General features: G+C 71.5%; 21 protein-coding genes. 15 read left to right on the top strand and 6 right to left on the bottom strand.

The window, feature by feature from the left end:
• Nucleotides 1-3 precede the first annotated feature (3 nt).
• Together OG435_RS18795 and OG435_RS18790 are read left to right on the top strand one after the other, a co-directional pair.
• Nucleotides 4-1,200 carry a neocarzinostatin apoprotein domain-containing protein gene (locus OG435_RS18795; RefSeq protein ID WP_266878094.1) on the top strand — a complete coding sequence of 399 codons (1,197 nt, stop codon included), beginning with the start codon at nt 4-6 and terminating at the stop codon, nt 1,198-1,200.
• A 14-nt stretch (nt 1,201-1,214) separates the two neighbouring features.
• On the top strand, nt 1,215-2,504 hold the full coding sequence (locus OG435_RS18790; protein ID WP_266878093.1) for a hypothetical protein: 1,290 nt from the start codon (nt 1,215-1,217) through the stop codon (nt 2,502-2,504).
• Nucleotides 2,505-2,593: 89 nt separating this feature from the next.
• On the opposite strand, the gene OG435_RS18785 is transcribed toward OG435_RS18790, so the two are convergent.
• Nucleotides 2,594-4,090, bottom strand: coding sequence for a peptide MFS transporter (locus tag OG435_RS18785; protein WP_266878091.1), 1,497 nt, complete (start codon nt 4,088-4,090; stop codon nt 2,594-2,596).
• A gap of 498 nt (nt 4,091-4,588) precedes the next feature.
• Here OG435_RS18785 and OG435_RS18780 point away from each other — a divergent pair, with 498 nt between their 5' ends.
• Nucleotides 4,589-5,266, top strand: a complete 678-nt coding sequence (locus OG435_RS18780) for a response regulator transcription factor (protein ID WP_243335168.1) — start codon at nt 4,589-4,591, stop codon at nt 5,264-5,266.
• 61 nt (nt 5,267-5,327) lie between these two features.
• A complete protein-coding gene (locus OG435_RS18775) occupies nt 5,328-6,593 on the top strand; it encodes an ATP-binding protein (RefSeq protein ID WP_266878087.1) in 1,266 nt (421 codons plus the stop codon).
• A gap of 36 nt (nt 6,594-6,629) precedes the next feature.
• Here OG435_RS18775 and OG435_RS18770 read toward each other — a convergent pair whose 3' ends face one another.
• A complete protein-coding gene (locus OG435_RS18770; RefSeq protein ID WP_266878086.1) occupies nt 6,630-7,181 on the bottom strand; it encodes a GtrA family protein in 552 nt (183 codons plus the stop codon).
• A 244-nt stretch (nt 7,182-7,425) separates the two neighbouring features.
• Here OG435_RS18770 and OG435_RS18765 point away from each other — a divergent pair, with 244 nt between their 5' ends.
• The 4 genes from OG435_RS18765 (at nt 7,426) to OG435_RS18750 (ending at nt 11,568) form a co-directional block, all read left to right on the top strand.
• The gene (locus OG435_RS18765) at nt 7,426-8,544 is read left to right on the top strand and encodes a 5-(carboxyamino)imidazole ribonucleotide synthase (protein WP_430625762.1); all 1,119 of its coding nucleotides are present in this window, start codon (nt 7,426-7,428) and stop codon (nt 8,542-8,544) included.
• The gene (gene purE, locus OG435_RS18760) at nt 8,541-9,077 is read left to right on the top strand and encodes a 5-(carboxyamino)imidazole ribonucleotide mutase (protein WP_266878082.1); all 537 of its coding nucleotides are present in this window, start codon (nt 8,541-8,543) and stop codon (nt 9,075-9,077) included. The genes OG435_RS18765 and purE overlap by 4 nt, the downstream gene beginning before the upstream one ends.
• A complete protein-coding gene (locus OG435_RS18755; protein ID WP_266878081.1) occupies nt 9,074-10,285 on the top strand; it encodes a dipeptidase in 1,212 nt (403 codons plus the stop codon). The genes purE and OG435_RS18755 overlap by 4 nt, the downstream gene beginning before the upstream one ends.
• 206 nt (nt 10,286-10,491) lie before the next feature.
• Entirely contained in the window at nt 10,492-11,568 is a 1,077-nt protein-coding gene (locus OG435_RS18750; RefSeq protein WP_266878080.1) for a membrane dipeptidase, read from the top strand.
• Nucleotides 11,569-11,575: 7 nt separating this feature from the next.
• On the opposite strand, the gene OG435_RS18745 is transcribed toward OG435_RS18750, so the two are convergent.
• Complete coding sequence (locus OG435_RS18745) at nt 11,576-12,898, bottom strand: glycosyltransferase family 87 protein (protein WP_266878078.1); 1,323 nt, start codon at nt 12,896-12,898, stop codon at nt 11,576-11,578.
• Nucleotides 12,899-13,024: 126 nt separating this feature from the next.
• Nucleotides 13,025-14,380: a UDP-glucose dehydrogenase family protein gene (locus tag OG435_RS18740; RefSeq protein WP_266878076.1), complete on the bottom strand. Its 1,356-nt coding sequence runs from the start codon at nt 14,378-14,380 to the stop codon at nt 13,025-13,027.
• A gap of 251 nt (nt 14,381-14,631) precedes the next feature.
• Between OG435_RS18740 and OG435_RS18735 the strand changes: the two genes are divergently transcribed.
• The 3 genes from OG435_RS18735 to OG435_RS18725 all read left to right on the top strand — a co-directional run bounded on the left by OG435_RS18735 (nt 14,632) and on the right by OG435_RS18725 (nt 17,814).
• Nucleotides 14,632-15,804 carry an acyl-CoA dehydrogenase family protein gene (locus OG435_RS18735; RefSeq protein ID WP_266878075.1) on the top strand — a complete coding sequence of 391 codons (1,173 nt, stop codon included), beginning with the start codon at nt 14,632-14,634 and terminating at the stop codon, nt 15,802-15,804.
• A gap of 143 nt (nt 15,805-15,947) precedes the next feature.
• Nucleotides 15,948-16,598, top strand: coding sequence for a hypothetical protein (locus tag OG435_RS18730; RefSeq protein ID WP_266878073.1), 651 nt, complete (start codon nt 15,948-15,950; stop codon nt 16,596-16,598).
• A gap of 133 nt (nt 16,599-16,731) precedes the next feature.
• The gene (locus OG435_RS18725) at nt 16,732-17,814 is read left to right on the top strand and encodes a nucleotidyltransferase family protein (RefSeq protein WP_266878072.1); all 1,083 of its coding nucleotides are present in this window, start codon (nt 16,732-16,734) and stop codon (nt 17,812-17,814) included.
• Nucleotides 17,815-17,881: 67 nt separating this feature from the next.
• Here OG435_RS18725 and OG435_RS18720 read toward each other — a convergent pair whose 3' ends face one another.
• The gene (locus OG435_RS18720; RefSeq protein WP_266878071.1) at nt 17,882-19,237 is read right to left on the bottom strand and encodes an LCP family protein; all 1,356 of its coding nucleotides are present in this window, start codon (nt 19,235-19,237) and stop codon (nt 17,882-17,884) included.
• Nucleotides 19,238-19,343: 106 nt separating this feature from the next.
• Here OG435_RS18720 and OG435_RS18715 point away from each other — a divergent pair, with 106 nt between their 5' ends.
• From OG435_RS18715 to OG435_RS18700, 4 genes are all read left to right on the top strand, one after another.
• Complete coding sequence (locus tag OG435_RS18715; protein ID WP_266878070.1) at nt 19,344-19,886, top strand: acyl-CoA thioesterase; 543 nt, start codon at nt 19,344-19,346, stop codon at nt 19,884-19,886.
• A 43-nt stretch (nt 19,887-19,929) separates the two neighbouring features.
• Complete coding sequence (locus tag OG435_RS18710; protein ID WP_266878068.1) at nt 19,930-20,757, top strand: SGNH/GDSL hydrolase family protein; 828 nt, start codon at nt 19,930-19,932, stop codon at nt 20,755-20,757.
• 80 nt (nt 20,758-20,837) lie between these two features.
• Nucleotides 20,838-21,473 (top strand): TetR/AcrR family transcriptional regulator, encoded by a 636-nt coding sequence (locus OG435_RS18705; RefSeq protein ID WP_266878066.1) that lies wholly within the window; start codon nt 20,838-20,840, stop codon nt 21,471-21,473.
• Entirely contained in the window at nt 21,470-22,381 is a 912-nt protein-coding gene (locus OG435_RS18700; protein WP_266878065.1) for an SDR family oxidoreductase, read from the top strand. The genes OG435_RS18705 and OG435_RS18700 overlap by 4 nt, the downstream gene beginning before the upstream one ends.
• Before the next feature lie 41 nt (nt 22,382-22,422).
• Here OG435_RS18700 and OG435_RS18695 read toward each other — a convergent pair whose 3' ends face one another.
• Nucleotides 22,423-23,952 (bottom strand): LCP family protein, encoded by a 1,530-nt coding sequence (locus OG435_RS18695; RefSeq protein ID WP_266878063.1) that lies wholly within the window; start codon nt 23,950-23,952, stop codon nt 22,423-22,425.
• Nucleotides 23,953-24,057 lie beyond the last annotated feature (105 nt).

Genomic DNA, 24,057 nt, shown 5'->3' with positions numbered 1-24,057 from the left:
GCCATGGCCGGTGGGAGACACGGCGACAAGGTCAGGGCCCTGGTCGCGGCGGGACGCGCGGGGCTGGCGGCAGGGCTGGCGGTGTGCGCGCTCGCGCTGTCCGCCGCGGCCCCGGCGGCCGCGGACGACGGGCCCAAACCCGCCGTGGCCCTCTCGCTCAAGGAAGCCGCCAAGGGCACGGAGCTAGCCGTCACCGGAACCGGCTGGCGGGCCAACACCATGGTGATGCTGCTGGTCTGCGGACAGAACATGATCGGCGGCACCAACAGCTGCGCGAACGCCGACGGCGTGGCCGTCTCGGTCGCCGCCGACGGGCACTTCTCCGCCCAGCTCCCGGTGGTCGCCCCGCCCAAGCCCTGCCCCTGCGTGGTCAACGTGACCTCCGTCAACGGGGACCAGTCCACCGTCGCCGCCCCGCTGAAGATCACCGACCACGCGGTCGCCGACCTGCCCGCCGAGGGCGGCACGGGCCGGCTCGCCCTGCTCACCGGGGTCCGGCTCAAGGGCGAGGACGGGGTGCTGACCTGGTTCGGGGCCCCGCCCGGCCGGAAGTTCACGGTCACCGTGGGCAATCTCGGCTCCGCCGCGGTCAAGGACCCGGTCTTCCAGCTCGGCACCGCCCACGGAGTGTTCGCGCCGACCTGGGAGGAGGTCCGCTGGAAGGGCACCATCCCGCCCGGCGGCAAGGCGGAGGTCTCCCTCGACGCCACCCTGACGGCCGGCGCCCACGGGGACTACACCCTCTCCCTCAAGTACGGGGAGACGGTCCTGGCCACGCAGCCCTGGGGCGTGGACCGCCCGTACGGGGTGCTGCTGTTCTGGGGCCTGCTCCTGCTGGTGATCCCGGCCGGCGTCTTCCGGATCGGCATGGCCGTCGTCGACAAGGTCCGCCCGCGCGAGTCGGGCCGCCACCGCGGCCACCGTCCGCAGCCCGACCCGGCGGCGGCGGTGACCGCCCGGCTGCCGCGGATCCCGGCGGTACGGGGTCCCGCGCGAGGCCCCGTACGAGGACCGCTGGCCCGCTCCGCCCCGGCGGACGAACCCCCACAGACCACCACGGCGGTACTGCCGTGGTTCACCCCGGACGACGCGCCGGGGACAGCAGCACCATCCGACGCACCACAGGCAGCACAGGCACCACAGGCAGCACAGACGTCCGCACCGTCTGAGAACAGTCCGACGACGAAAGGAACCCTGTGAACACCCAACGGAGGATGAGCGCGGCCGCGATCGCGCTGCTTCTCGGCGGCGCGGGCGTGGTGATGGTGGCCGCGGCCCCGGCCGGCGCGGCCGAGATCTCGTTCCCGACCGTGTGCGACCCGCCGATCGGGGCCAACATCGAGGGAACGACCAAGGCCGAGGTCACCGTGACGCCCGCCGAGGCCAAGGTGGGCGATGAGGTGGAGGTGGTCTGGAAGACCACCAAGGCGGCTTCGGACAACCCGGGCTACGTAGACCTGGAAGCGAACTCCGTGACCCCGTCCGGGGTGCTCAAGCTGGGCGGGGACGCCACCGGTGACCTGGCGGTGCAGGGAAAGGCGGAGAATCCGCCGATCCCCAAGAACTCGCCGATGGTGATCACTCCCATGAAGGCGAAGCTCAAGCTGACGAAGGCCGGCACGGTCACCCTGACCCCGGCCTCGTACAAGATCAGCGTGATGGGCACGGAGACCGCGTGCGCGGCCAAGGAGGGGACGACCGTCCCGGTCGGGGCCACGATCAAGGTCAGCGCATCGGGCAGCACGCCGCCGACGAGCCAGCCTCCGACCAGCGCGCCGCCCACGAGCCAGCCCCCGACCAGCGCGCCCCCGACGAGCCGGCCCCCGACCAGCGCGCCGCCCACCAGCCCCACGCCCTCCCCGTCCGGTGGGGGTCAGAGCGACTTCCCGGGCCAGACCGTGGACGTCACCTTCGACTGCGGGACCTTCCTCCCGGGAGGCCCGCTCAAGGGCAAGGTGACGATCAACGCGAAGAAGAACGGCGGTAGCTACGACCTGACCGCCACCACCGCCAAGGGCGTGATGAACAGCCCCATGGACCTTCCCGCGGGAGCTCTCCAGCCCGCCCTGGACATCAAGCTCGGCGGCGCCGACAGCGGCATCGTCAAGGTCAGCGGCCCGGGCAACCCCGAGCCGATCAAGGGCGGCGCACCGGTCAGCCTCAGTGACATGAAGGGCACCTACAAGCCCGGAAAGACCGGCAAGACCACGCTGACCCCGGACAAGCTGACGATCAACGTGGTCATGGCCCCGGGCTCCGCCCCGATCGTGGTGCCCTGCGTCGCGAAGTCCAGCGCGGTCTCGCTCACGCTGGACACCGCCGCCCAGCCCGGCGGCTCCGGCACCTCCGGCTCCTCGGGCAGCACCTCGGGCGGCCTCGCCGAGACCGGAGCCTCGGACGACGGCGGCATCAAGGCCCTGGCCCTGGTCGCCGGCACGGTGATGCTCCTCGGCGCGGCCGTCTTCACCTTCACCCCGTGGCGCCGCCTGCGCGGCCAGCGGTAACGGCACACCGGCACACACCGGTACACCGCACAAAGGAACGGCCCGGCACGCCGAAAGGCGCGCCGGGCCGTTGCCCGTACGGGGGTGCGTCAGTGCACGCCGCCCATGAGGGGCTGGACCTTCTTGCGGTACATGTAGATCGCGATGCCGGCGAGCACCGCGAGCACGCCCTGGGTGGCGAACCAGCCCTGGGTGTCCGTCGGGGCGCCGAGCAGCTGGAGCAGGGCGATCGTGGAGTCACCGGCGGTGACCGCGAGGAAGAAGACACCCATCATCTGGGAGGCGTACTTCTGCGGCGCCAGCTTGGTCGTCAGCGACAGGCCGACGGGGGAGAGGGTGAGCTCACCGACGGTCTGGATGAAGTAGACGCCGACCAGCCACATCGGGCTGACCTTCGTGTCTCCGGTGGCCAGGCCCTGGGCGATCATCATGACGCCGAAGGAGACGCCGATCATGACCAGCGCGAAGGAGAACTTCGCGAGGGTGGTGGGCTCCTTGGAGCGACGGGCCAGCGCCACCCACAGCATCGCGAAGAGGGGCGCGAGCGCCATCACGAACAGCGGGTTGAGCGACTGGAACCAGCTCTCCGGGAAGTTGAAGCCGAACAGCGTGCTGTCCGTGCTGTCCTTCGCGAACAGGGCCAGCGTGGAGCCGGTCTGGTCGTAGATCGCCCAGAAGATGGCGGCGGCGGCGAAGAACCAGACGTACGCCGACATGCGCGAGCGCTCGACGCCCGAGAGGTCCTTGTCGCGCTTGATGCGCAGGAGCGCCCAGGTGGGGAGGAGCAGACCGGCGATGGTCAGCGGCCACAGCGCGTAGTTGATCGTGAAGATGCCGGCCAGGCCGATGACGGCGTAGGCGGCGACGGCGACGCCGAGCCAGATCAGGCCCTTCTTGACGACGGAGGACTTCTCGGCGGCGCTCAGCGGGCTCGGAACCGTGTTGGAGACCGGGTTCAGGTGGCGGAAGCCGAAGAAGTAGAAGGCGAGGCCCAGGGCCATGCCGACACCGGCCATGGCGAAGCCGAGGTGCCAGCTGACCTCCTGGCCGACGTAGCCGATGGTCAGCGGCGCGACGAAGGCACCGAGGTTGATGCCCATGTAGAAGATCGTGAAGCCGCCGTCACGGCGGGGGTCGTTCTTGTCCTTGTACAGCTGGCCGACCATCGTGGAGATGTTGGCCTTGAGCACGCCGGAACCGGCGGCGATGAGCGCCAGGCCGATGAAGAACGAGATGGACGAGGGCACCGCCAGCAGGAAGTGACCCGTCATGATCACGACACCGGCAACGGCCACGGCCTTGCGGGCGCCCCACACGCGGTCACCGAGCCAGCCGCCCGGGAGGGCGAGCAGGTAGACCATCGCGTTGTAGACGGAGTAGATCGCGACCGCGGTCGCGTCGTTCATCCCGAGTCCGCCGTCGGCCACGTTGGTGGCGAGGAAGAGCACGAGGAGGGCGCGCATGCCGTAGAAGCTGTAGCGCTCCCACATCTCCGTCATGAAGAGGAAGGCGAGGCCGCTGGGGTGGCCGAGGAAGGTCTTCTCGGCCGAGGTGCCGGCCGAGTCCTTCGTCAGGCTGGAAGCCATGGTCGATCCTTGCTTGCTCGGGACGCGCGGCTTCGTGAGCTCAACGGCGCCCGGTGAGGGGTGGCCGGTACCGGCAGCGGATGATCCGAACCCCACGCCCGGGGGTCTCGCTCCGTGGGGCGGAGACGAAGGGACATCCGTAACCGGGATCCACGCCCTGTCGCGCTCCATCGCGCGAAGGGCCCGGCCCATAGGTCATTCACTGTCATCTGCCAGCTGCCCGAACGGGCGGTGCGACAACAATGCCTGCCCGATCAGGGCAGAAATAGAGACTTTCGGCTGTTTTTCGCTCGAAAGTCTCTTTGAGGTAGTGCATCAGGCGTCTCGACACCATACGACACGACAGTGCCGCATATGAAAGTACTTGAGATATGGATCACAGGTTGCAGTGGAACCAACTGGGTACATTCGAAGGCTGTTAGTACTTTCTGAGCCCAGATCAACAGGGGCCTGTAGGCGGGCCTCTTCTTTCGCCCGCCGCGGACTACCATCACCCACATGACGCGTGTACTGCTCGCCGAGGACGACGCATCCATCTCGGAACCCCTGGCCCGCGCCCTGCGCCGGGAGGGGTACGAGGTCGAGGTCCGGGAGGACGGCCCCACCGCCCTGGACGCGGGACTGCAGGGCGGTATCGATCTCGTCGTCCTGGACCTGGGACTGCCGGGCATGGACGGGCTGGAGGTCGCCCGCCGGCTGCGCGCCGAGGGGCACGGATTCCCGATCCTGGTCCTCACCGCCCGCGCCGACGAGGTCGACACGGTCGTGGGCCTGGACGCGGGCGCCGACGACTACGTGACCAAGCCCTTCCGCCTCGCCGAGCTGCTCGCCCGCGTACGGGCCCTCCTGCGGCGCGGCGCCACCGAGGCCTCCCAGGCTCCGGCCACCCACGGGGTGCGGATCGACGTCGAATCGCACCGGGCGTGGATGGGCGAGGAGGAGCTGCAGCTCACCGCCAAGGAATTCGACCTGCTGCGGGTCCTCGTCCGCGACGCGGGCCGGGTCGTCACCCGCGACCAGCTCATGCGCGAGGTCTGGGACACCACCTGGTGGTCCTCCACCAAGACCCTCGACATGCACATCTCCTGGCTGCGCAAGAAGCTCGGCGACGACGCCGCCAACCCCCGCTACATCGCCACCGTCCGCGGGGTCGGCTTCCGCTTCGAGAAGAGCTGAGAGCACCTTCGAGAAGCGCTGAATCCACCCGGGACCGTATATCTAGGGCATTCTCGGAGCCATGCGCCGCCGCCTGATCAATTCCACGCTCGCCGTGGTGCTCGTCGTCATCGCCGTCTTCGGGGTCTCCCTCGTCATCGTCGAGACCCGCACCATCACCAGCGGTGCCCAGGACCGCATCGAGTCCGAGGCGCTGCGGCTGGTGGGCATCGTCGAGAGCGACGTCCTGGAGAAGAAGCCGGTCGACCCCGGCGCGATCTCCGAACAGCTCGGCCCCGGCCGGTACGCCCGCATCACGATGCCCGGCCGTGAACCGGTCGAGATCGGGACGCGCATCACCGACAGCGTCATCCGGGGCACCGCCCGCGGGGAGCAGGGCGAGACCGTGGTCGTCGAGGAGTCCCGGTCCACCGTCACCCGCGAGGTGGGCCGGACCCTGGCCGTGGTCGGCGCCGTCGCCCTGCTCGCCGTCGTGGCCGCCGTCCTGCTCGCCGTACGCCAGGCCAACCGGCTGGCCTCCCCGCTGACCGACCTCGCCGAGACGGCCGAGCGCCTCGGATCGGGGGACCCCCGTCCCCGGCACAAGCGGTACGGGGTCCCCGAGCTGGACCGGGTCGCGGACGTACTGGACTCCAGCGCCGAGCGGATCGGCCGCATGCTCACCGCCGAACGGCGCCTGGCCGCGGACGCCTCGCACCAGCTGCGCACCCCGCTCACGGCCCTGTCGATGCGGCTGGAGGAGATCACCGTCACCGACGACCTGGAGACCGTGCGGGAGGAGGCGACGATCGCGCTCACCCAGGTGGAACGGCTCACGGACGTGGTCGAGCGGCTGCTGACGAACTCCAGAGACCCGCGCACGGGCTCGGCCGTCCCCTTCGACCTGGACGAGGTCGTCAAACAGCAGCTGGAGGAGTGGCGCCCCGCCTACCGCAGCGCGGGCCGGGCCGTCGTCCGCTCCGGGAAGACCGGCATCCGCGCCGTGGGCACCCCCGGAGCGGTCTCGCAGGTCCTGGCGACGCTGGTGGAGAACTCCCTCATGCACGGCGGCGGCACCGTGGCGCTGCGGACCCGCGTGATCGGCAACCAGGCCGTACTGGAGGTCACCGACGAGGGACCGGGCGTCCCGCCGGACCTCGGCAACCGGATCTTCGAGCGGGCCATCAGTGGCCGCAACTCCACCGGCATCGGCCTCGCCGTGGCCCGGGACCTCGCGGAGGCCGACGGCGGCCGCCTGGAGCTGCTCCAGGCCCAGCCGCCGGTGTTCGCCCTGTTCCTGAGCCGGACCGCGCCGCAGCGCTCGGAACCGGAGCAGACGGTCCGCTGAGGAAGGTCCGCTGGGAGGGGCTGGAGGCCGCGGGCCTCAGTTGGCCGCGGTCTCCGGGGTCCGCGCCACCGGGGCGGCCTGGACCTCCGCCGCGGCCTGGCCGTCACGCTGCTCGACGACCAGGGAGGCCGCGGCCGGCGCCGGCAGGGCCTTGAAGACCCAGGTGCGGTAGGACCAGAACCGGAACACGGTCGCGATGCCGATGCCGGTGAACTTGAAGAAGTTCGAGGCGAGCGGCCCGTCCCAGTGGAAGCCGTAGGTGGCCGTGAAGAGGATGCCGTTCTCGATCACGAGCCCGATCGCGCTGAACGCGACGAACAGCCCGAGCTCACGGGTGCGGCCCGCCCCGGTCCGGTCGGCCCGGTCCCGGTAGGCGAAGTAGCGGAAGCCCAGGTAGTTCGTGACGATGGCCACCAGCGTGGCTATCACGCTCGCGCGCACCACCTGGAGGTCGGTGACCTGCCGGATCAGGTTGAAGACGCCCAGGTTGACCAGGACGCCCAGCCCGCCGACGGCCCCGAACCTGGCGATCTCGCGCACGAGACCGCGCGCACGGCCGAGGACGGATCCGTTCTCCGGCTTGCTCATATGAGGCTCAGTCCTGTCTTCGGGGCCCCCGTATGAGGCGTCGCACGTACACGTCACACGTTTGACCGTGCGTGCCCATGCTAAGTGTCGCCCCATCGGTACGTCTGCGCCTTCGGGCACCGTGCGACACACGGCACACCCGCCATACGGGCACGGCGGGTACCGGCCAGCGCCGCCCCCGGGTGGGTCCGGATGGCGGAATACCGCCGGATACCCTGGAGGAGTGACGTTCCCGGTAGTCGGCATGGTCGGCGGCGGACAGCTCGCCCGCATGACCCACGAGGCGGGTATCCCCCTCGGCATCAGATTCAAGATCCTCAGTGACACTCCACAGGACTCGGCGGCCCAGGTCGTGAGCGACGTCGTCATCGGCGACTATCGCGATCTGGAGACCCTGCGCGCCTTCGCGCGCGGCTGTGACGTGATCACCTTCGACCACGAGCACGTGCCCATCGCGCACCTGCGGGCCCTGGAAGCCGACGGCATCCCCGTCCGCCCGGGGCCCGACGCGTTGGTGCACGCCGCGGACAAGGGGGTGATGCGCGCCAAGCTCGACGCGATCGGCGCGCCCAGCCCCCGCCACCGGATCGTGAGCGATCCGGCGGACGCGGCCGCCTTCGCCGAAGAGGTCGGCGGGTTCCCCGTCATCCTCAAGACGGTGCGCGGCGGGTACGACGGAAAGGGCGTGTGGTTCGTCCGTACGCAGGCGGACGCCGAGGCCCCGTTCAAGGCGGGCGTCCCGGTCCTGGCCGAGGAGAAGGTGGACTACGTCCGCGAGCTCGCGGCCAACATCGTCCGCTCCCCGCACGGCCAGGCCGTGTCCTACCCCGTCGTGGAGTCCATCCAGGTCGACGGGGTCTGCGACACGGTCATCGCCCCCGCGCCGAACCTCTCGGAGGCCCTGGCGGGCGAGGCCCAGGCCCTGGCCCTGCGCATCGCCAAGGAGCTCGGCGTGACCGGCCACCTGGCCGTGGAGCTCTTCGAGACCACCGACGGCCGGATCCTGGTCAACGAACTGGCGATGCGCCCGCACAACAGCGGCCACTGGACGCAGGACGGTGCCATCACCTCCCAGTTCGCCAACCACGTACGGGCGGTCCTGGACCTCCCGCTGGGCGACCCGCGCCCGCGGGCGAAGTGGACGGTCATGGCGAACGTGCTCGGCGGGGACTACCCCGACATGTACGCGGCGTACCTGCACTGCATGGCCCACGATCCCCAGCTGAAGATCCACATGTACGGCAAGGACGTGAAACACGGCCGCAAGGTCGGCCACGTCAACACCTACGGCGACGACCTGGACGATGTGCTGGAGCGAGCACGTCACGCAGCCGGCTATCTCAGAGGAACCATCACCGCATGAGCACCTCCGCAGCAGCTCCCGTCATCGGCATCGTCATGGGCTCGGACTCCGACTGGCCCGTCATGGAGGCCGCCGCCCAGGCCCTCGACGAGTTCGAGATCCCCTACGAGGTCGACGTGGTCTCCGCCCACCGGATGCCGCGCGAGATGATCGCGTACGGGGAGCGGGCCGACGGGCGCGGCCTCAAGGCGATCATCGCGGGCGCGGGCGGCGCCGCCCACCTGCCCGGGATGCTCGCCTCCGTCACCCCGCTGCCGGTCATCGGCGTGCCCGTCCCGCTGAAGTACCTCGACGGCATGGACTCCCTGATGTCGATCGTCCAGATGCCCGCCGGGATCCCCGTGGCCACCGTCTCGATCGCCGGTGCCCGCAACGCCGGGCTGCTCGCCGTACGGATGCTGGCCGCGCACGACCCGGAGCTGCGGGCCCGGATGAACGACTTCCTCCAGGACCTCAACGACCAGGCCACCGAGAAGGGCAAGCGGCTGCGCTCCAAGGTGGCCGGCCAGGACTCCTTCGGATTCGGCAAGTGACCCCCGGCAACGCCGCAGGGGCCCCGGACGCGTCCCGGCACCTGGACGCCGCGCGCGAACTGCTCGCCGAGCACCCGGTCGTCGACGGGCACAACGACCTGCCCTGGGCCCTGCGCGAGACCGTGCGCTACGACCTGGACCGGCGCGACATCGGCCGCGACCAGAAGGGCCACCTGCACACCGACATCCCCCGGCTGCGTGCCGGAGGGGTCGGCGCGCAGTTCTGGTCGGTCTACGTGCGCTCCGACTACGCCGGGGACGACGCGGTCAGCGCCACCCTGGAGCAGATCGACGTCGTCGCCCAGCTGATCGACCGTTATCCGCGCGACCTGGTGCGGGCGCTGACGGCCGACGACATGGAGGCGGCGCGCGCCGGGGGCCGGATCGCCTCGCTGATGGGCGCCGAGGGCGGGCACTCCATCAACAACTCGCTCGCCACCCTGCGCGCCCTGCACCGGCTCGGCGTGCGGTACATGACGCTCACGCACAACGACACCATCGACTGGGCGGATTCGGCGACCGACGAGCCCAGGCACGGCGGCCTCAGCGACTTCGGCCGCGAGGTCGTCCGCGAGATGAACCGGATCGGCATGCTCGTCGACCTCTCGCACGTCGCCGCGACCACGATGCGCGACGCGCTCGCGGTCACGGCCGCGCCGGTGGTCTTCTCGCACTCCTCGGCCCGGGCCGTCTGCGACCACGTGCGCAACATCCCCGACGACGTGCTGGCGCTGCTGCCGGCCAACGGCGGGATCGCGATGGCCACCTTCGTGCCCAAGTTCATCCTCCCGGCAGCCGTCGAGTGGACCCTGGCCGCCGACGAGAACCTGCGCGCGCACGGCTACCACCACCTCGACACCACCCCCGGGGCGATGGCCCTGCACCGGGCCTTCGAGGAGGCGCGCCCGCGCCCGGTGGCCACGGCCGCCACGGTCGCCGACCACCTCGATCACATGCGCGAGGTGGCCGGCGTCGACCACATCGGCATCGGCGGGGACTACGACGGCACCGCCTTCACCCCGAGCGGGCTCGACGACGTGGCCGGGTACCCCAACCTGGTCGCCGAACTGCTGGCCCGCCGCTGGTCGAAGGCCGACCTGGCCAAGCTGACCTGGTCGAACGCGGTACGGACGCTGCGCGACGCCGAAGCGGTGGCGCGCGAGCAGTCGGCCTCCAGGGGCCCGTCCAACGCGGTGCTCCCGGTCTGAGGCCGAGGAGTCCCGCACCTTCCTGACCGGCCCCGCCCGGCGGATCCGGCGTACGGGCCGTGACCAGCGCACACCCGCTGGTTACACCCGAACGCCACATCCGCCGGGCGCCTCCGGCGTCCCACATGTCACGGTGGCAACATCTTCCCTGCTTCTCTCCCGCTGCTTTTCGCAACGACACAGCCGCCGAGACCGGAGCGCACGCCATGGCCGACCTGCAGGACGAACCGCACACGAACCCGGTGACCCCCGTGGGCCCCGGCTCCCTAGGAGCCGAGGATCCCACCGGCACGTTGCTCCCGGGCGCCCTGGACCGGGCCGCCGCACTGCTCAGCGTCCATCCCGTAGCGGATGGCTGCAACACCCTCGTCTGGACCCTGCGGACGAGTCCGTACCACGACATCGAGACCTCGGACACGGGCGTCGACACCGACATCCCGCGGCTGCGCGCCGGGGGAGTGGGGGCGCAGTTCTGGTCGCTGCTCCTGCCCCGCGAGGCCGCGGCCACCGACCAGGTGGTGTCCGACACCCTCGAACAGATCGACGGGGCACTGGCCCTGATGCGCCGGTACCCCGACAGCCTCTGCCTCGCGCTGAGCGCCGACGACCTGGCGGACGCCCGCAACCGGGGCCGCATCGCCTCCTTCCTCGGCCCCGTGCCCGGCCGCACCCTGACGGACTCGCTGGGCGCGCTGCGCGCCTTCCACGCGCTGGGCGTACGGATCCTCGCGCCCGCCGGGGCCCCGTGGGCGATGGAGGGGCTGACCGCCTTCGGCCACGAGGTGGTCAAGGAGATGAACCTGCTGGCGATGCTGCTGGACCTCAGGGGCTGCCGGCCCGCACCGGCCTGTCAGCTCGCCGCGGCCTCCAAGGCGCCGGTGATCGTCTCGCACACCGGGGCGGCCGCCCTCAACCCGCACCCGGACAACGTGACCGACGAGGTGCTGCTCGCGCTGCGCGCGGCGAACGGCCTGGCGATGGTCAGCTTCGACACCGCACTGACCGGGGACTCCCTGCACGCGGTCGCGGACCACGTGGAGCACGTACGGGCCGTCGCGGGCCCCCACTGCGTGGGCCTGGGCGCCGGCTTCGGCGCCGAGCCGGGCAGCCCCCGGCCGGCCGGACTGGCGGACCCCTCGGGCTATCCGCGGCTGATCGCGGAACTGCTGGAGCGGGGCTGGCCGGAGACCGACCTGGCGCTGCTCACCTGGGGCAACGCCCAGCGGGTGGTGCGCGACGCGGAGTTCACCGCCCGCGCGGCGCAGCACCGTAGGACTTCCTGAGCTGTCGTCAGACGCGGGCCGGTACGCCGGAGCCCGCCTGGGGTGCCGGGGCCGCCGAGGCCCCGGCACCGCTGCTCGTACCGGATCCGGACCCGGACCCCGTTTCGGGGACGGGGACGGGGCTCACGCTCGCCCGCCACAGGCGCACGCAGGACAGGACGGCCGCCCAGCCCAGCAGGCCGTTGCGGAGCACCAGGAGGAACGTGCCGAGGCCGGTGCCCGCGAGGATCTCCGAGACGTAGGTCAGCGGGTAGATCGCCGTGGTGACCGCGGTCGCGGCCACGATCAGCCAGGCCACCGGCCGCTGCGTGGTGTGCTTGCAGGTCAGGCAGACGGCCACGAGGCCGACCAGCCACATCAGGTACTGCGGGCTGAGCACGCGGCTGGTGATGGTGAAGACGAGGATCGCGCAGAGCGCGGCGTCCAGCGGGGTCGCGGTCGTCCAGCGCCGCGCCTTCACCCGCCACAGCAGCAGCCACGCGAACCCGACGACCGTGAGGCCGACGGAGATCAGGGCGACGCTGGAGACGTACGGGCCGACGTACTCGTAGGCCCCGTAGCGGACTTCGGACGTCCCGGACCAGGCGCCGACGAGCTTGCCGAACATCAGGGCCGAGCCGCCGAGGGACTCGACCTGGATGCCGCGGTTGCCCTGGTTGTCCAGGAAGCCGAGGGTGTCGCGGAAGAACAGCGCGAGCACGGCGAGCAGGACGGCCCCGGCGGCCACGGCCGACAGGACGGCGTCGCGGGTGGTGCGGCCGCGCGGGGTGCCGATCAGCGTGAGCAGGGGCCAGACCTTGACCAGGGCGCCGACTCCGGCCAGGACCCCGCCGAGCTTGCGGCGGAAGCGCAGGCACAGCAGTGACCCGACGGCGAGCAGGGTGACCTGCAGGTCGTAGCGGGCGAAGGGCAGCGACAGCATCAGCGGCAGCGTGGTCAGCCACAGCACGGCGCCGGCCAGGCTGCCGTCGGCGCGGCGGGCGGCGCGGACCAGGCCGACGGTGATCAGCGCGTCGCAGATCACCGTCAGGGCGACGAAGGCCTCGAAGTAGCTGAAGAAGGGGAGCAGGTCGGGTGACAGGAAGATCGCGGCCGCGGCCGGCGGGTACTGCCACATGACGTCGCCGTGCGGCATCGTCCCCGTGACGAGGACGTTGTACCAGTTGTTGTAGGTCTGGGTGATCTCCACGCGGACCGATGAGGTGCCCTGCAGGTTCACCACCAGAAGGACCACCATCAGGGTCCGGGTGGCCAGCCAGAAGCCCGCCATGGCCAGGCGGCCGGCGTGCCCCCGGAGTGCGGAGTCGATGGTCGTGCTCGTACTGGTCATCGGGCGTGAGTCTAGCGATCCGTTGCGCGCGGCCCCGGCTGGTCACGCCAACGATCCGGTGACGAGATGTGAAACCACTCGTTCCGCAACGAAGCGGATCAAGGCCCGCACCGGGCCGACGCCGCGTCAGGCGCGGGGACGGCCCATCGCGCGGTAGGTCCAGCCGGCCGCGCGCCACAGCGCGGGGTCGAGGGCGTTGCGGCCGTCGAGGACGAGCCGGTCGGTGACGACCTCGCCGAGGGCGGCGGGGTCCAGGTCGCGGAACTCCCGCCATTCGGTGAGGTGCAGGACCACCTCGGCGCCGCGGGCGGCGTCCAGGGCGGTGTCGGCGTACCCGAGGGTGGGGAAGACCCGGCGGGCGTTGTCCATGCCCTTGGGGTCGTAGACGGTGACCTGGCCGCCCTGGAGGTGGATCTGGCCGGCCACGTTCAGGGCGGGGGAGTCGCGGACGTCGTCGGAGTCCGGCTTGAAGGTGGCGCCCAGGACGGCGACCCGCTTGCCGAGGAAGGAGCCGCCGACGGCGTCGCGGGCCAGCTCGACCATGTGGCCGCGGCGGCGCATGTTGATGGAGTCGACCTCGCGCAGGAAGGTCAGGGCCTGGTCGGCGCCGAGCTCGCCGGCCCGCGCCATGAACGCGCGGATGTCCTTGGGCAGGCAGCCGCCGCCGAAACCGATGCCGGCGCGCAGGAACTTCTTCCCGATGCGCTCGTCGTGGCCGATGGCCTCGGCCAGCTTCGCCACGTCGCCGCCGGCGGCCTCGCAGACCTCGGCCATGGCGTTGATGAAGGAGATCTTCGTGGCGAGGAAGGAGTTGGCGGCGGTCTTGACGAGTTCGGCGGTGGGGAAGTCGGTGACGACCACCGGGGTGCCCTCGCCCACGGGGGTCGCGTAGACCTCCCGCAGGAGCTTCTCGGCACGCTCGCCGCGTTCGCCGTCGATCCCGATGACGATCCGGTCCGGGTGCAGGGTGTCCTGGACGGCGAAGCCCTCGCGCAGGAACTCCGGGTTCCAGGCGAGCTCGACCTCCTCGCCGGCCGGGGCGAGCGCGGTCAGCTTGGCGGCGAGGCGCTCGGCGGAGCCGACGGGCACGGTGGACTTGCCGACGACCAGGGCGGGCCGGGTCAGGTGCGGGGCGAGCGATTCCACGACCGCGTCGACGTAGCTCATGTCGCAGGCGTACTCGTTGTGCTTCTGCGGGGTGTTCACGCAGACGAAGTGCACGTCGGCGTCGAAGGCGCCGAGCTCCTCGTAGGAGGTGGTGAAGCGCAGCCGGCCCGTGGACCCGGGCAGCCCGGCCACGTGGGTGGCGAGCAACTCCTCCAGTCCCGGCTCGTACATGGGGACGCGGCCGGCGGCGAGCATGGCGATCTTCTCCGGCACCACGTCCAGTCCGAGCACCTCGAACCCCAGCTCCGCCATTGCCGCGGCGTGCGTGGCGCCGAGGTATCCGGTGCCGATCACAGTGATCTTGAGGGGGGCCATGAGTGCTCCTGGAGGTGCTGGGCCGTTCGCGGCAACCGAGCATAGTCGGGCCGGTGGCCGGGGATGCATTCCGGCGTCCGTCACCCGTCCGCCACCCGGTGGCCACACCGTAGCCGCCCGTCCGGTGCCCGCACCGGGCCGGCTGTCACGCAACTCACGTGGGACGGCCGTGTCGCGGTCGGCGGGCGGACACTAAGCTGGGGCTACTTAACGGTAGTTAACACCACGCACCACCTGGGGAGTGAGAGATCTTGGCGGGTTCTGCCGACTTCGACCTGTACCGCCCGGCCGAGGAGCACGACATGCTCCGCGAGTCCGTCCGCGCGCTCGCCGAGGCGAAGATCATGCCCTTCGCCGCCGCGGTCGACGAGGAGTCCCGCTTCCCGCAGGAGGCCCTGGACGCCCTCGTCGCCAGCGACCTGCACGCCGTCCACGTGCCCGAGACCTACGGCGGCGCGGGCGCCGACGCCCTGGCCACCGTGATCGTGATCGAGGAGGTGGCCCGCGTCTGCGCGTCCTCCTCCCTCATCCCGGCGGTCAACAAGCTCGGCTCGCTCCCGGTGATCCTCTCCGGCTCCGAAGAGCTCAAGGCCAAGTACCTCGGCCCGCTGGCCAAGGGCGACGCGATGTTCTCGTACGCCCTCTCCGAGCCCGACGCGGGCTCCGACGCGGCCGGCATGAAGACCCGCGCCGTGCGTGACGGCGACTTCTGGGTCCTGAACGGCGTCAAGCGCTGGATCACCAACGCCGGCGTCTCCGAGTACTACACGGTCATGGCCGTCACCGACCCGGAGAAGCGCTCCAAGGGCATCTCCGCCTTCGTGGTCGAGAAGTCCGACGAGGGAGTCTCCTTCGGCGCCCCGGAGAAGAAGCTCGGCATCAAGGGCTCCCCGACGCGCGAGGTCTACCTCGACAACGTCCGGATCCCGGCCGACCGCATGATCGGCGCCGAGGGCACCGGATTCGCCACCGCGATGAAGACCCTCGACCACACCCGCATCACCATCGCCGCGCAGGCGCTGGGCATCGCCCAGGGCGCCCTGGACTACGCCAAGGGCTACGTCCAGGAGCGCAAGCAGTTCGGCAAGCCGATCGGCGACTTCCAGGGCGTGCAGTTCATGCTCGCGGACATGGCCATGAAGATCGAGGCCGCCCGCCAGCTGACCTACTCGGCCGCGGCCCGCTCGGAGCGCGTCTCCGGCGGCGGCCCGCACGAGGACCTCACCTTCTTCGGCGCCGCGGCCAAGTGCTTCGCCTCCGACGTGGCCATGGAGGTCACCACGGACGCGGTCCAGCTCCTCGGCGGTTACGGCTACACCCGTGACTACCCGGTGGAGCGCATGATGCGCGACGCGAAGATCACCCAGATCTACGAGGGCACCAACCAGGTCCAGCGCATCGTCATGGCCCGCAACCTGCCGTAGGCGGGCTCCCGGCCCGCCTGAACCCGTGTCGCCCCCGGCATATGTCGGGGGCGACACCGGTGCCCCGTAAGGCGTGGTTAGGCTGTGCGCCCGACCGGTCGTCGGTACGGGATTCGGTACGGGATTCGGGGCGGGGAACGAGCGTGTTCGTAGAACGTGACATAGCGGGACTGCTGAAGCAGATCGCCCGGCAGGACGTCGTGGAGATCGGCTCCGACGGGTCCATCGGGACCGCGCGGGGGGCCTCCCTGGCCCACATCGCCGAGAGCTACGGCTTCGAGTACTACGAAGCGCTGCGCACCGGGCACAAGAAGGCGAACGTCCTGGTCCGGATGTACCGGGACCCGCGCCCCGAGGCCAGGGCCCGCGAGGCGGCCGTCATCACCGCCCACCCGCAGGCCGGCAACGGCGGGACGGTACCGGGGATGCGGCAGGGCACGCTCAAGGCCCTGCCCGAAGCGGCCGGGGCCGTCGCCCTGATGAAGGACCGGATCCTGTTCGACACCCTGGCCGCCGCGGCGGACAAGCGCCAGCAGATGACCGCGTACGGATCCTGCGCGTTCGTCGTCCTCCTCATGCTGGTCGTCGGAGAGCCGGTCCTCGCGCTGGCTGTCGGCGGCCTCCTCACGGCCTTCCTGGTCGGCGCCTTCCGGCTCGGCGCCGTCCGCCGGAGCCGGATCGCACAGCGGCTGCAGGACGCCGGGTACCTCCAGGTGCGGGACGAGCACGGAGCGCAGCGATTCCTGCGCCCCGGCCAGCAGCTCCCCGGCCACGCCAACCCCTTCGCCTGCTGAGCGCCGTGACCGCTCCGACCGCCCTGAGCAGCGGCGCACCCTGCCCCGCACATCGGGCACCAGCTCCCTGGGGACCCCCCGGATGGGCTAAATTTGGACCTTCGTACGCCGGAACCGGTTGGGGAGAACGCACATGACGGAAGCGATCCTGCTGGTCGGCGGACAGGGGACGCGGCTGCGCCCCGTCACGGTGAACACGCCGAAGCCGATGGTGCACACGGCAGGCGTTCCCTTCCTCGCCCACCAGATAGCCCGCGCCGCCGCCGCAGGCGTCACGCACATCGTGATGGCCACCTGCTACCTCGCCGAGGTCTTCGAGCCCTACTTCGGGGACGGATCCGACTTCGGGGTCCACCTGGAGTACGTGGTCGAGGACGAGCCCCTCGGCACCGGCGGCGCGATCCGCAACGCGGCGCGGCTGCTCACCGGCGGTCCGGACTCCTCCGTGCTCGTCTTCAACGGGGACATCCTCACCGGCCTGGACATCGCCGGGCTCGTCGAATCGCACAAGGCGGCCGACGCCGACGTCTCCCTGCACCTGGTCCGGGTCGACGACCCGCGCGCCTTCGGCCTGGTCCCCACCGACGCCCACGGGCGGGTGCTGGCCTTCACGGAGAAGCCGCAGACACCCGAGGAGATCATCACCGACCAGATCAACGCCGGCTGCTACGTCTTCCGGCGCAGCGTGATCGACACCATCCCCGCCGGGCGGTCCGTCTCCGTGGAGCGCGAGACCTTCCCCGGGCTGCTCGCCTCCGGCGCCACCCTGCACGGGGTCACCGAGAACACGTACTGGATGGACCTCGGCAAGCCGGAGGCGATCATCCAGGCCTCCGCCGACCTGGTCCGCGGCGTCGTCCCCTCCCCGGCCGTCCCCGGACGCCGCGGCGAGTCCCTCGTGCTGCCCGGAGCCCACGTGGCGGCCGGGGCCAAGCTGTCGGGGGGCACCGTCGTGGGCGCCGGAGCCCGCATCGAGGCCGGCGCCGTCGTCCAGGGCTCCATCGTGCTGGCGGACGCGGTCGTCGGGCCCGACGCGCAGGTGTCCGCCAGTCTGATCGGCGCCGGCGCCTCGGTGGGCGCGCGGACCGTACTGGACGCCGCCGTCATCGGTGACGGAGCCGAAGTGGGGGCCGACAACGAGCTCCGCGCCGGCGCCCGGGTCTGGTGCGGGGCGCGGCTGCCCGACGCGGCGATCCGGTTCTCCTCCGACGCCTGAGCCGTCCTGCGGAGCGGGGCGCCCGGTGCCGGGAGCCCCGCCCGTGTGATCAGTTCCCGCGGAGTGGTCAGTTCCCGCGGACGGTGACCTTCTCGTCCTTCTGGATCTGCTGCACCAGCTGCTGCACCTTGGCCTTGTCCCAGACGAGGTTGCCGCCGCGCTGACCGGAGATCGGCATGTTCATGGACACGCCGTCACCGCCGCTGATGCCCTTCATCGCGAAGAACATCGACCCCATGTCCCACAGGCCCATGTCCTTGTCCACGATCAGCGTGTCCAGACCCGCGCCCAGCACCGGGTACAGCCGGAACGGGTTCATGATCGTCGTGGGGGTCGCCGCCTGGCTCGCCAGCGCCGACAGGAACTTCTGCTGGTTCTTGGTCCGCTGGAGGTCCGACTCGGCGAAGGCGTAGCGGGTCCGTACGTAGGCCAGCGACTGCTCGCCGTTCAGTGTCTGGGTGCCCTCCTTGAAGTCGGCCCCGGACTTCTCGTCCTTGAACCCCTTCTCGATGTTCAGCTCCACCCCGCCCAGCGCGTCCACGATGTTCGCGAAGCCGGCGAAGCCGATCTCCGCGTAGTGGTCGATGCGCAGGCCGGTGTTGAACTCCACCGTCCGCACGAGCAGCTCCGGGCCGTCCTGCGCGTACGCCGCGTTCAGCTTGGTCCGCTTGCCCGTGCCCGCGAACTTCTTGCCCGACTCCGAGCCGACGAAGGACGGGATCTCCACGTCGGAGTCGCGCGGCAGGGAGATCATCGTGTTCCCGCTGGAGCACTTGGCGAGGATCATCATCGAGTCGGTGCGCTTGCCCTCGGCCGAGCCCGTGTGGAGCTTCTTCTTGTCCTCGGCGGACATGCCCTCACGGCTGTCGGAGCCCACGATCAGGTAGGTCGTGCAGTCGCCCTCCTTCGGGCGCTCGATGACCTTGGAGAGGTCGACCTCGCGGCGCACGTTGGAGTCGGCCCAGAAGTAGGTGCCGATGCCCGTCACGAGCAGGCCGGAGACCAGCACGATCGAGCCGATCTTGATCCGCTTGCGCCAGTCCGGGGCCGGGCCCGCCGGCCGGGCCGGGCCGCCGGGGCCGCCCGGTCCGCGCCCGCGCGGCCCGCTGGGCGGCTGGCCGCCGCCGTAGACCTGGCCGGTGTTGTAGCCGCTGTCGTAGCTGCCGCCGCTGCCGCTGTACGAGCCGTCCTGCTGCGGAGGCACGTACGCGGGTCCGGCCGGCGGCTGGGCCGGGCGGCGCGGGGGCTGCCGGGGCTGCGGCGGCTGCGGCTGCCGGGACGCCTGGGGGCCGGCGCCGGGCCGCTGGACGCGCCTCATCCGCTGTGCGCCTTCCGGCTCCGCCTGGCCGCTGCCGCGGCCGTACCCGTCATCGCGGCGGCCACGCTGGTCCTGCTCGCCGCTCCACCCGTCCCAGTCACTCATGTGCCTAAGAATGCCTGGCCGGGAGGGGCCCGGAACACCCCCGGCGGCTGTTCGTACCGGTGCTGTTGCAGAGCTGATGCCGCCAGGCCGCACTTAAGCTGTCTCCATGACAGAGATACCGGGCGAGCTGCCGGGAAAGCCGATCTCGGCGTCCCGCACCACCCTCAGCCACATCATGACCGCCAATGACACCAACCTGCTCGGAACGGTGCACGGCGGAGTGATCATGAAGCTGGTGGACGACGCGGCCGGCGCCGTGGCCGGCCGCCACTCCGGTGGCCCGGCGGTCACCGCCTCCATGGACGAGATGGCCTTCCTCGCCCCCGTCCGCGTCGGCGACCTCGTCCACGTCAAGGCCCAGTGCAACTGGACCGGCCGTTCCTCCATGGAGATCGGCGTACGCGTCCTCGCGGAGCGGTGGAACGAGTCCACCCCAGCCACCCAGGTCGGCAGCGCCTACCTCGTCTTCGCCGCGGTCGACTCCGAGGGCAAGCCCCGCCAGGTCCCGCCGGTCCTCCCCGAGACGGAGCGGGACGAGCGGCGCTACCAGGAGGCCCAGATCCGCCGCACCCACCGGCTCGCCCGCCGCCAGGCCATCCGTGACCTGCGGGAAGAGCGGTCCGCGCAGGGGCTGGACGCCGACGTCTAGTGCTCCCGGTACTGCTCCCGTCCCGCACTACCTGGAAGGCACCATGAACCGCCGATCGGCCGTGTTCGCAGGCGTCGCCGGACTCGCAGGTCTCGCCGTCGCGGTCCCCCTGCTGACGACGGCCTCGGAGGAGGTTCCCGCCTCCATGGCGCCGTCGTTCCCGAAGGCCTCCCCCGATGCCTCCCCGGGGGCCTCCTCCGATACGGGATCGCCCCGCACCCTGCGCGTCATGCCCCTCGGGGCCTCGACGACCGCCGGCGTGGGGAGCACCGACTTCGGCGGCTACCGGCTGCCGCTGGGGCGTCTGGTCGCGGGCCAGTCGAAGTACGCCATCGATTTCGTGGGCTCCCGGTCCCAGGGCCCGATGGAGGACAACCAGCACGAGGGGCACCCCGGATACACCGTCGGCCGGATCCGTGCCGGGGTCGACCGGTGGATCGCGGCCGCGAAGCCCGACGTGGTCCTGCTGCACATCGGACTGAACAACCTGAACCGCGGCGGCGACCCCGACCGGGCCGCGGACGAGGCCGAGGAACTGGTCGACCGGATCTTCACCCTGCGCCCGGGGGTCACCGTCGTCATGCAGGGCCTGGTCCCCTCGACCCCCGGCTCGAAGGGCCAGGACATCTCCGAGCCCATCGCGGTGTACAACCGGCGCCTCAAGCGGATCGAGACCCGGGAGCAGGGGGAGGGCAAGCACTTCAGGTTCGCCAAGGCGCCCTGGCTGACCCCCGCGGAACGGGCGGACGCGACCACGCCGGCCGAGCTGGCCGACGGCCTGCACCCGAACGACACCGGCTACGCGAAGGTGGCGGACGCCTTCTTCGAGGCGATGGAGCAGGCCCACTCGGACGGCTGGTTCCGGATGTGAGCGCGGATCGCCCCCCCCAGGGGCGGCTTCTGCGTGCTTTAATAAATGAACGAGCATTTATGAATGAGGGGGTGGCGGTGATGGCACGTCCCCGGGGGATCGAGGACGCGGTGATCCTGCGTGCGACGGCGCAGGTCATGGGCCGGGTGGGGCCCGCGGGTCTCACCCTGGCCGCTGTGGCGCGCGAGGTCGGACTGGTTCCGGCGACCCTGGTGCAGCGGTTCGGATCCAAGCGCGGACTGCTCCTGGCGCTCGCCGACCTGTCCGAGAAGGGCGCGAGCGAGACGGCCGAGCGCGTGCGCGGGTCGCACGACTCGGCGCTCGGGGCCCTGGTGGCGCTGACGGTGGAGTCGGCGGCCGTGATGGCCACGCCGGAGAGCTTCGCCCATCACCTGGCGTTCCTGTGCATGGATCTCGGGGACCCGCAGCTCTACGAGCGTGCGCTCGCCGTTCACCGTACGCACGGGCGGGTGATCGGGGAGCTGCTGACGGAGGCGGTCGGCGCGGGCGAGCTCCGCGGCGGAACCGATGTCGCCGCGCTGGCCCGCACCGTACAGGCGATCGCCGCCGGGGCCGGTCTGACCTGGGCACTCGAACGCGAGGGCACCCTCGGACAGCGGCTCCGGCAGGAGCTCGACGTCGTGCTGGCCCCGCACCTTCCGCACCCTCCTCACCTTCCGCCGCGAGCCGGCCGCCACGACCTGGAGGAATCATGAAGACCGACGCACGCCCGCTGGCCGGCAAGGTGGCCCTGGTCGCCGGCGGTACCCGGGGCGGCGGACGGGGCATCGCCGTCGAGCTCGGTGCCGCCGGCGCGACGGTGTACGTCACCGGCCGCAGCAGCACCGGTGGGCGCTCCGACCTGGACCGCCCGGAAACCATCGAGCAGACCGCCGAGCAGGTCACCGCGGCGGGCGGCCTGGGCATCGCCGCACGGACCGACCACAGCCGGCCCGACGAGGTCCGGGCCCTCGTCGACAGGATCGCCGCCGAACAGGACGGCCGGCTCGACGTCCTGGTGAACTCCGTCTGGGGCGGAGACCCGCTGACCGACTGGGAACACCCCCTGTGGGAGCAGGACCTGGAGACCGGACTGCGGCTGCTGCGGCAGGCGGTGGAGACCCACGTCATCACCAGCCGGTTCGCGCTCCCGCTCATGGTCGCCCGTAAGAGCGGCCTGGTCGTGGAGGTCACCGACGGGAACACCGCCCGCTACCGCGGCACGTTCTTCTACGACCTGGCGAAGTCGGCGGTCATCCGCCTCGCGGTCGCCCAGGCCGCCGAGCTGCGGCCGCACGGCGTCGCGGCCGTGGCCATCACGCCGGGCTTCCTGCGCTCGGAGGCCCTCCTCGAGCACTTCGGCGTCACCGAGGACAACTGGCGCGACGGCGCGGCCCAGGACCCGAACTTCGCCCACTCCGAGACCCCGGCCTACCTCGGCCGCGCCGTCGCCGCACTGGCCGCCGACCCCGATGTCATGGCCAGGACGGGACGGGCCCTGGCCACCTGGGGCCTGTACCGCGAGTACGGCTTCACCGACGCCGACGGCACCCAGCCAGACTTCGCCGCCCACTGGGCCGAGAACCTGGAGGAGGAGTACGGGCCCCTCGGCGACCCGCTGTAACCCCGGCCGCCGCCCCGGCCCGTACCCGCTCCCGCTCCCGCTCAGGAGCCGCCGCAGACCACCTGGTCGCCGGTGACCACGCCGAACTCGCCCTGGTACGGGTCCTCCGCGCGCACCGCCACCACCTTGCGGTAGTCCGCGCCCGCGATCACCACGACGGTCCGCCCCTGCCCCCGCACGGCCCGCATCTCGCTGCCGGGCAGCGCGGTGGACACCGTACGGGCCGACCGGTCCCAGCGCGGGTCGTACGTGATCACCGTGCGCTTGACGTCCCGGCTCGCGCCGTTCCCCGGAGCCCGGGTGGTGTCGAAGCCGGTGGCGCGCAGCGCCGAGTCCACCCGGGTGCCCAGCCCGTCGATCCGGGTGCCGTTCTCCACCTGGACCCGGACCTGCCCGGGCGGCACGTCCACCGGCACCGCGGGCTGCCGCTGCACCGGCTTGCCGGCGGCGGCAGCCGGGGGCGGGGCCATCGGCCGGTCCTCGCGCAGTGCCCGGAAGAGCTTCGCGGCCTTCGCCTCGTCCCATTTCACGGTGGAACCGAGGCCCTTGACCGGGAAGGAGGGGTTGCCGACGGGCACGGAGGCGAACTCCGAGGAGGAGGGGGTGAAATCGCGCATCGCCTGCCCGAGCGCCAGCATCTGCTCGGAGCCGAAGCCCCGGTCGGCCCGGACCGAGCTCAGCAGGGTGGAGCTGACCTGCTTGAACTTGACGGGATTGAGCAGCACCCCGCCGCCCGTGGCCTGCTTGATCAGGGCGGCGATGAACCGCTGCTGGCGCTGCATCCGGCCCAGGTCCGAGGCCCCGTCGACATGGCGCGAGCGCACGTACTGCAGGGCCTGGCCACCGCTGAGCCGGTGGGTGCCGGGGAGCAGGTCGAGGCCGGTGTTGGGGTCCTTCATGGTCTTGGCCGTGCAGATCTCCACGCCGCCCATGGCGTCGACCGTCTTCATGAAGCTGGTGAAGTCGACCTCCAGGTAGTGGTCGATCTTCACGCGGGTCATGTTCTCGACGGTGCGCACGGTCAGCTGGGGCCCGCCCTCGGCGTAGGCGGCGTTCAGCTTCACGGGGTGGGCCCCGTGCGGTTTGCCGCTGGAGCCGTCGACGTGCGCGGGCAGCTCCACGAAGCTGTCCCGGGGGAGGCTGACCACACTGGCCCGGGCCCGGTCCGCCGAGAGGTGGACCAGCATGACGGTGTCGGTGCAGTGACAGGGCGCGCCGCCCAGGCGGTACTCGCGCTTCTCCGCGGCGGTGATCTTGTCGCGGCCGTCGGTGCCGACGAGCAGGAAGTTCACCCCGTGTCCGGCCTGCGGGCGGTTCTTCATGTCCTTGAAGGGGTCCACGCGCTGGATCCCGGTGTCCAGTCCGGTCATCACCGCGTGCCCCAGGGCCCCCGAGCCCAGGACGAGCACCGACAGTCCCGCGGCGAGCCGGACGCCCCAGCGGGGTCTGTCCGCCGGCCGGTGCCCGCCCGCCCGGGGCCCGGCCGGACCGCCGGGCCGCGGCGCGCGCTGCGACGGCCGGGCGGACCGGGCGGGCAGGGCGGGTCGGGTGGGACGGTGCGGCTGGGGCACGGGGGACACCTCGCACGATCGGCAGATTCGTCAGAACAGTAGGTCCATACGATCAGCTGCTGTCCGTACTGCTCATCCGGCGCGCACCCGGTTCCCCCGTACGCG

This window comes from Streptomyces sp. NBC_01264, from assembly GCF_026340675.1.
In the GTDB taxonomy this organism is placed as follows: Bacteria; Actinomycetota; Actinomycetes; order Streptomycetales; family Streptomycetaceae; genus Streptomyces.
This window is presented reverse-complemented; position numbering and strand designations above follow the sequence as displayed.

Excerpts from the sequence above, each read along its gene's own strand:
- OG435_RS18795 (WP_266878094.1), top strand. The coding sequence starts at position 4 with ATGGCCGGTGGGAGACACGGCGACAAGGTCAGGGCCCTGGTCGCGGCG.
- OG435_RS18790 (WP_266878093.1), top strand. The coding sequence starts at position 1,215 with ATGAGCGCGGCCGCGATCGCGCTGCTTCTCGGCGGCGCGGGCGTGGTG.
- OG435_RS18785 (WP_266878091.1), bottom strand. The coding sequence starts at position 4,090 with ATGGCTTCCAGCCTGACGAAGGACTCGGCCGGCACCTCGGCCGAGAAG.
- OG435_RS18780 (WP_243335168.1), top strand. The coding sequence starts at position 4,589 with ATGACGCGTGTACTGCTCGCCGAGGACGACGCATCCATCTCGGAACCC.
- OG435_RS18775 (WP_266878087.1), top strand. The coding sequence starts at position 5,328 with ATGCGCCGCCGCCTGATCAATTCCACGCTCGCCGTGGTGCTCGTCGTC.
- OG435_RS18770 (WP_266878086.1), bottom strand. The coding sequence starts at position 7,181 with ATGAGCAAGCCGGAGAACGGATCCGTCCTCGGCCGTGCGCGCGGTCTC.
- OG435_RS18765 (WP_430625762.1), top strand. The coding sequence starts at position 7,426 with ATGGTCGGCGGCGGACAGCTCGCCCGCATGACCCACGAGGCGGGTATC.
- purE (WP_266878082.1), top strand. The coding sequence starts at position 8,541 with ATGAGCACCTCCGCAGCAGCTCCCGTCATCGGCATCGTCATGGGCTCG.
- OG435_RS18750 (WP_266878080.1), top strand. The coding sequence starts at position 10,492 with ATGGCCGACCTGCAGGACGAACCGCACACGAACCCGGTGACCCCCGTG.
- OG435_RS18745 (WP_266878078.1), bottom strand. The coding sequence starts at position 12,898 with ATGACCAGTACGAGCACGACCATCGACTCCGCACTCCGGGGGCACGCC.
- OG435_RS18740 (WP_266878076.1), bottom strand. The coding sequence starts at position 14,380 with ATGGCCCCCCTCAAGATCACTGTGATCGGCACCGGATACCTCGGCGCC.
- OG435_RS18725 (WP_266878072.1), top strand. The coding sequence starts at position 16,732 with ATGACGGAAGCGATCCTGCTGGTCGGCGGACAGGGGACGCGGCTGCGC.
- OG435_RS18720 (WP_266878071.1), bottom strand. The coding sequence starts at position 19,237 with ATGAGTGACTGGGACGGGTGGAGCGGCGAGCAGGACCAGCGTGGCCGC.
- OG435_RS18715 (WP_266878070.1), top strand. The coding sequence starts at position 19,344 with ATGACAGAGATACCGGGCGAGCTGCCGGGAAAGCCGATCTCGGCGTCC.
- OG435_RS18710 (WP_266878068.1), top strand. The coding sequence starts at position 19,930 with ATGAACCGCCGATCGGCCGTGTTCGCAGGCGTCGCCGGACTCGCAGGT.
- OG435_RS18705 (WP_266878066.1), top strand. The coding sequence starts at position 20,838 with ATGGCACGTCCCCGGGGGATCGAGGACGCGGTGATCCTGCGTGCGACG.
- OG435_RS18700 (WP_266878065.1), top strand. The coding sequence starts at position 21,470 with ATGAAGACCGACGCACGCCCGCTGGCCGGCAAGGTGGCCCTGGTCGCC.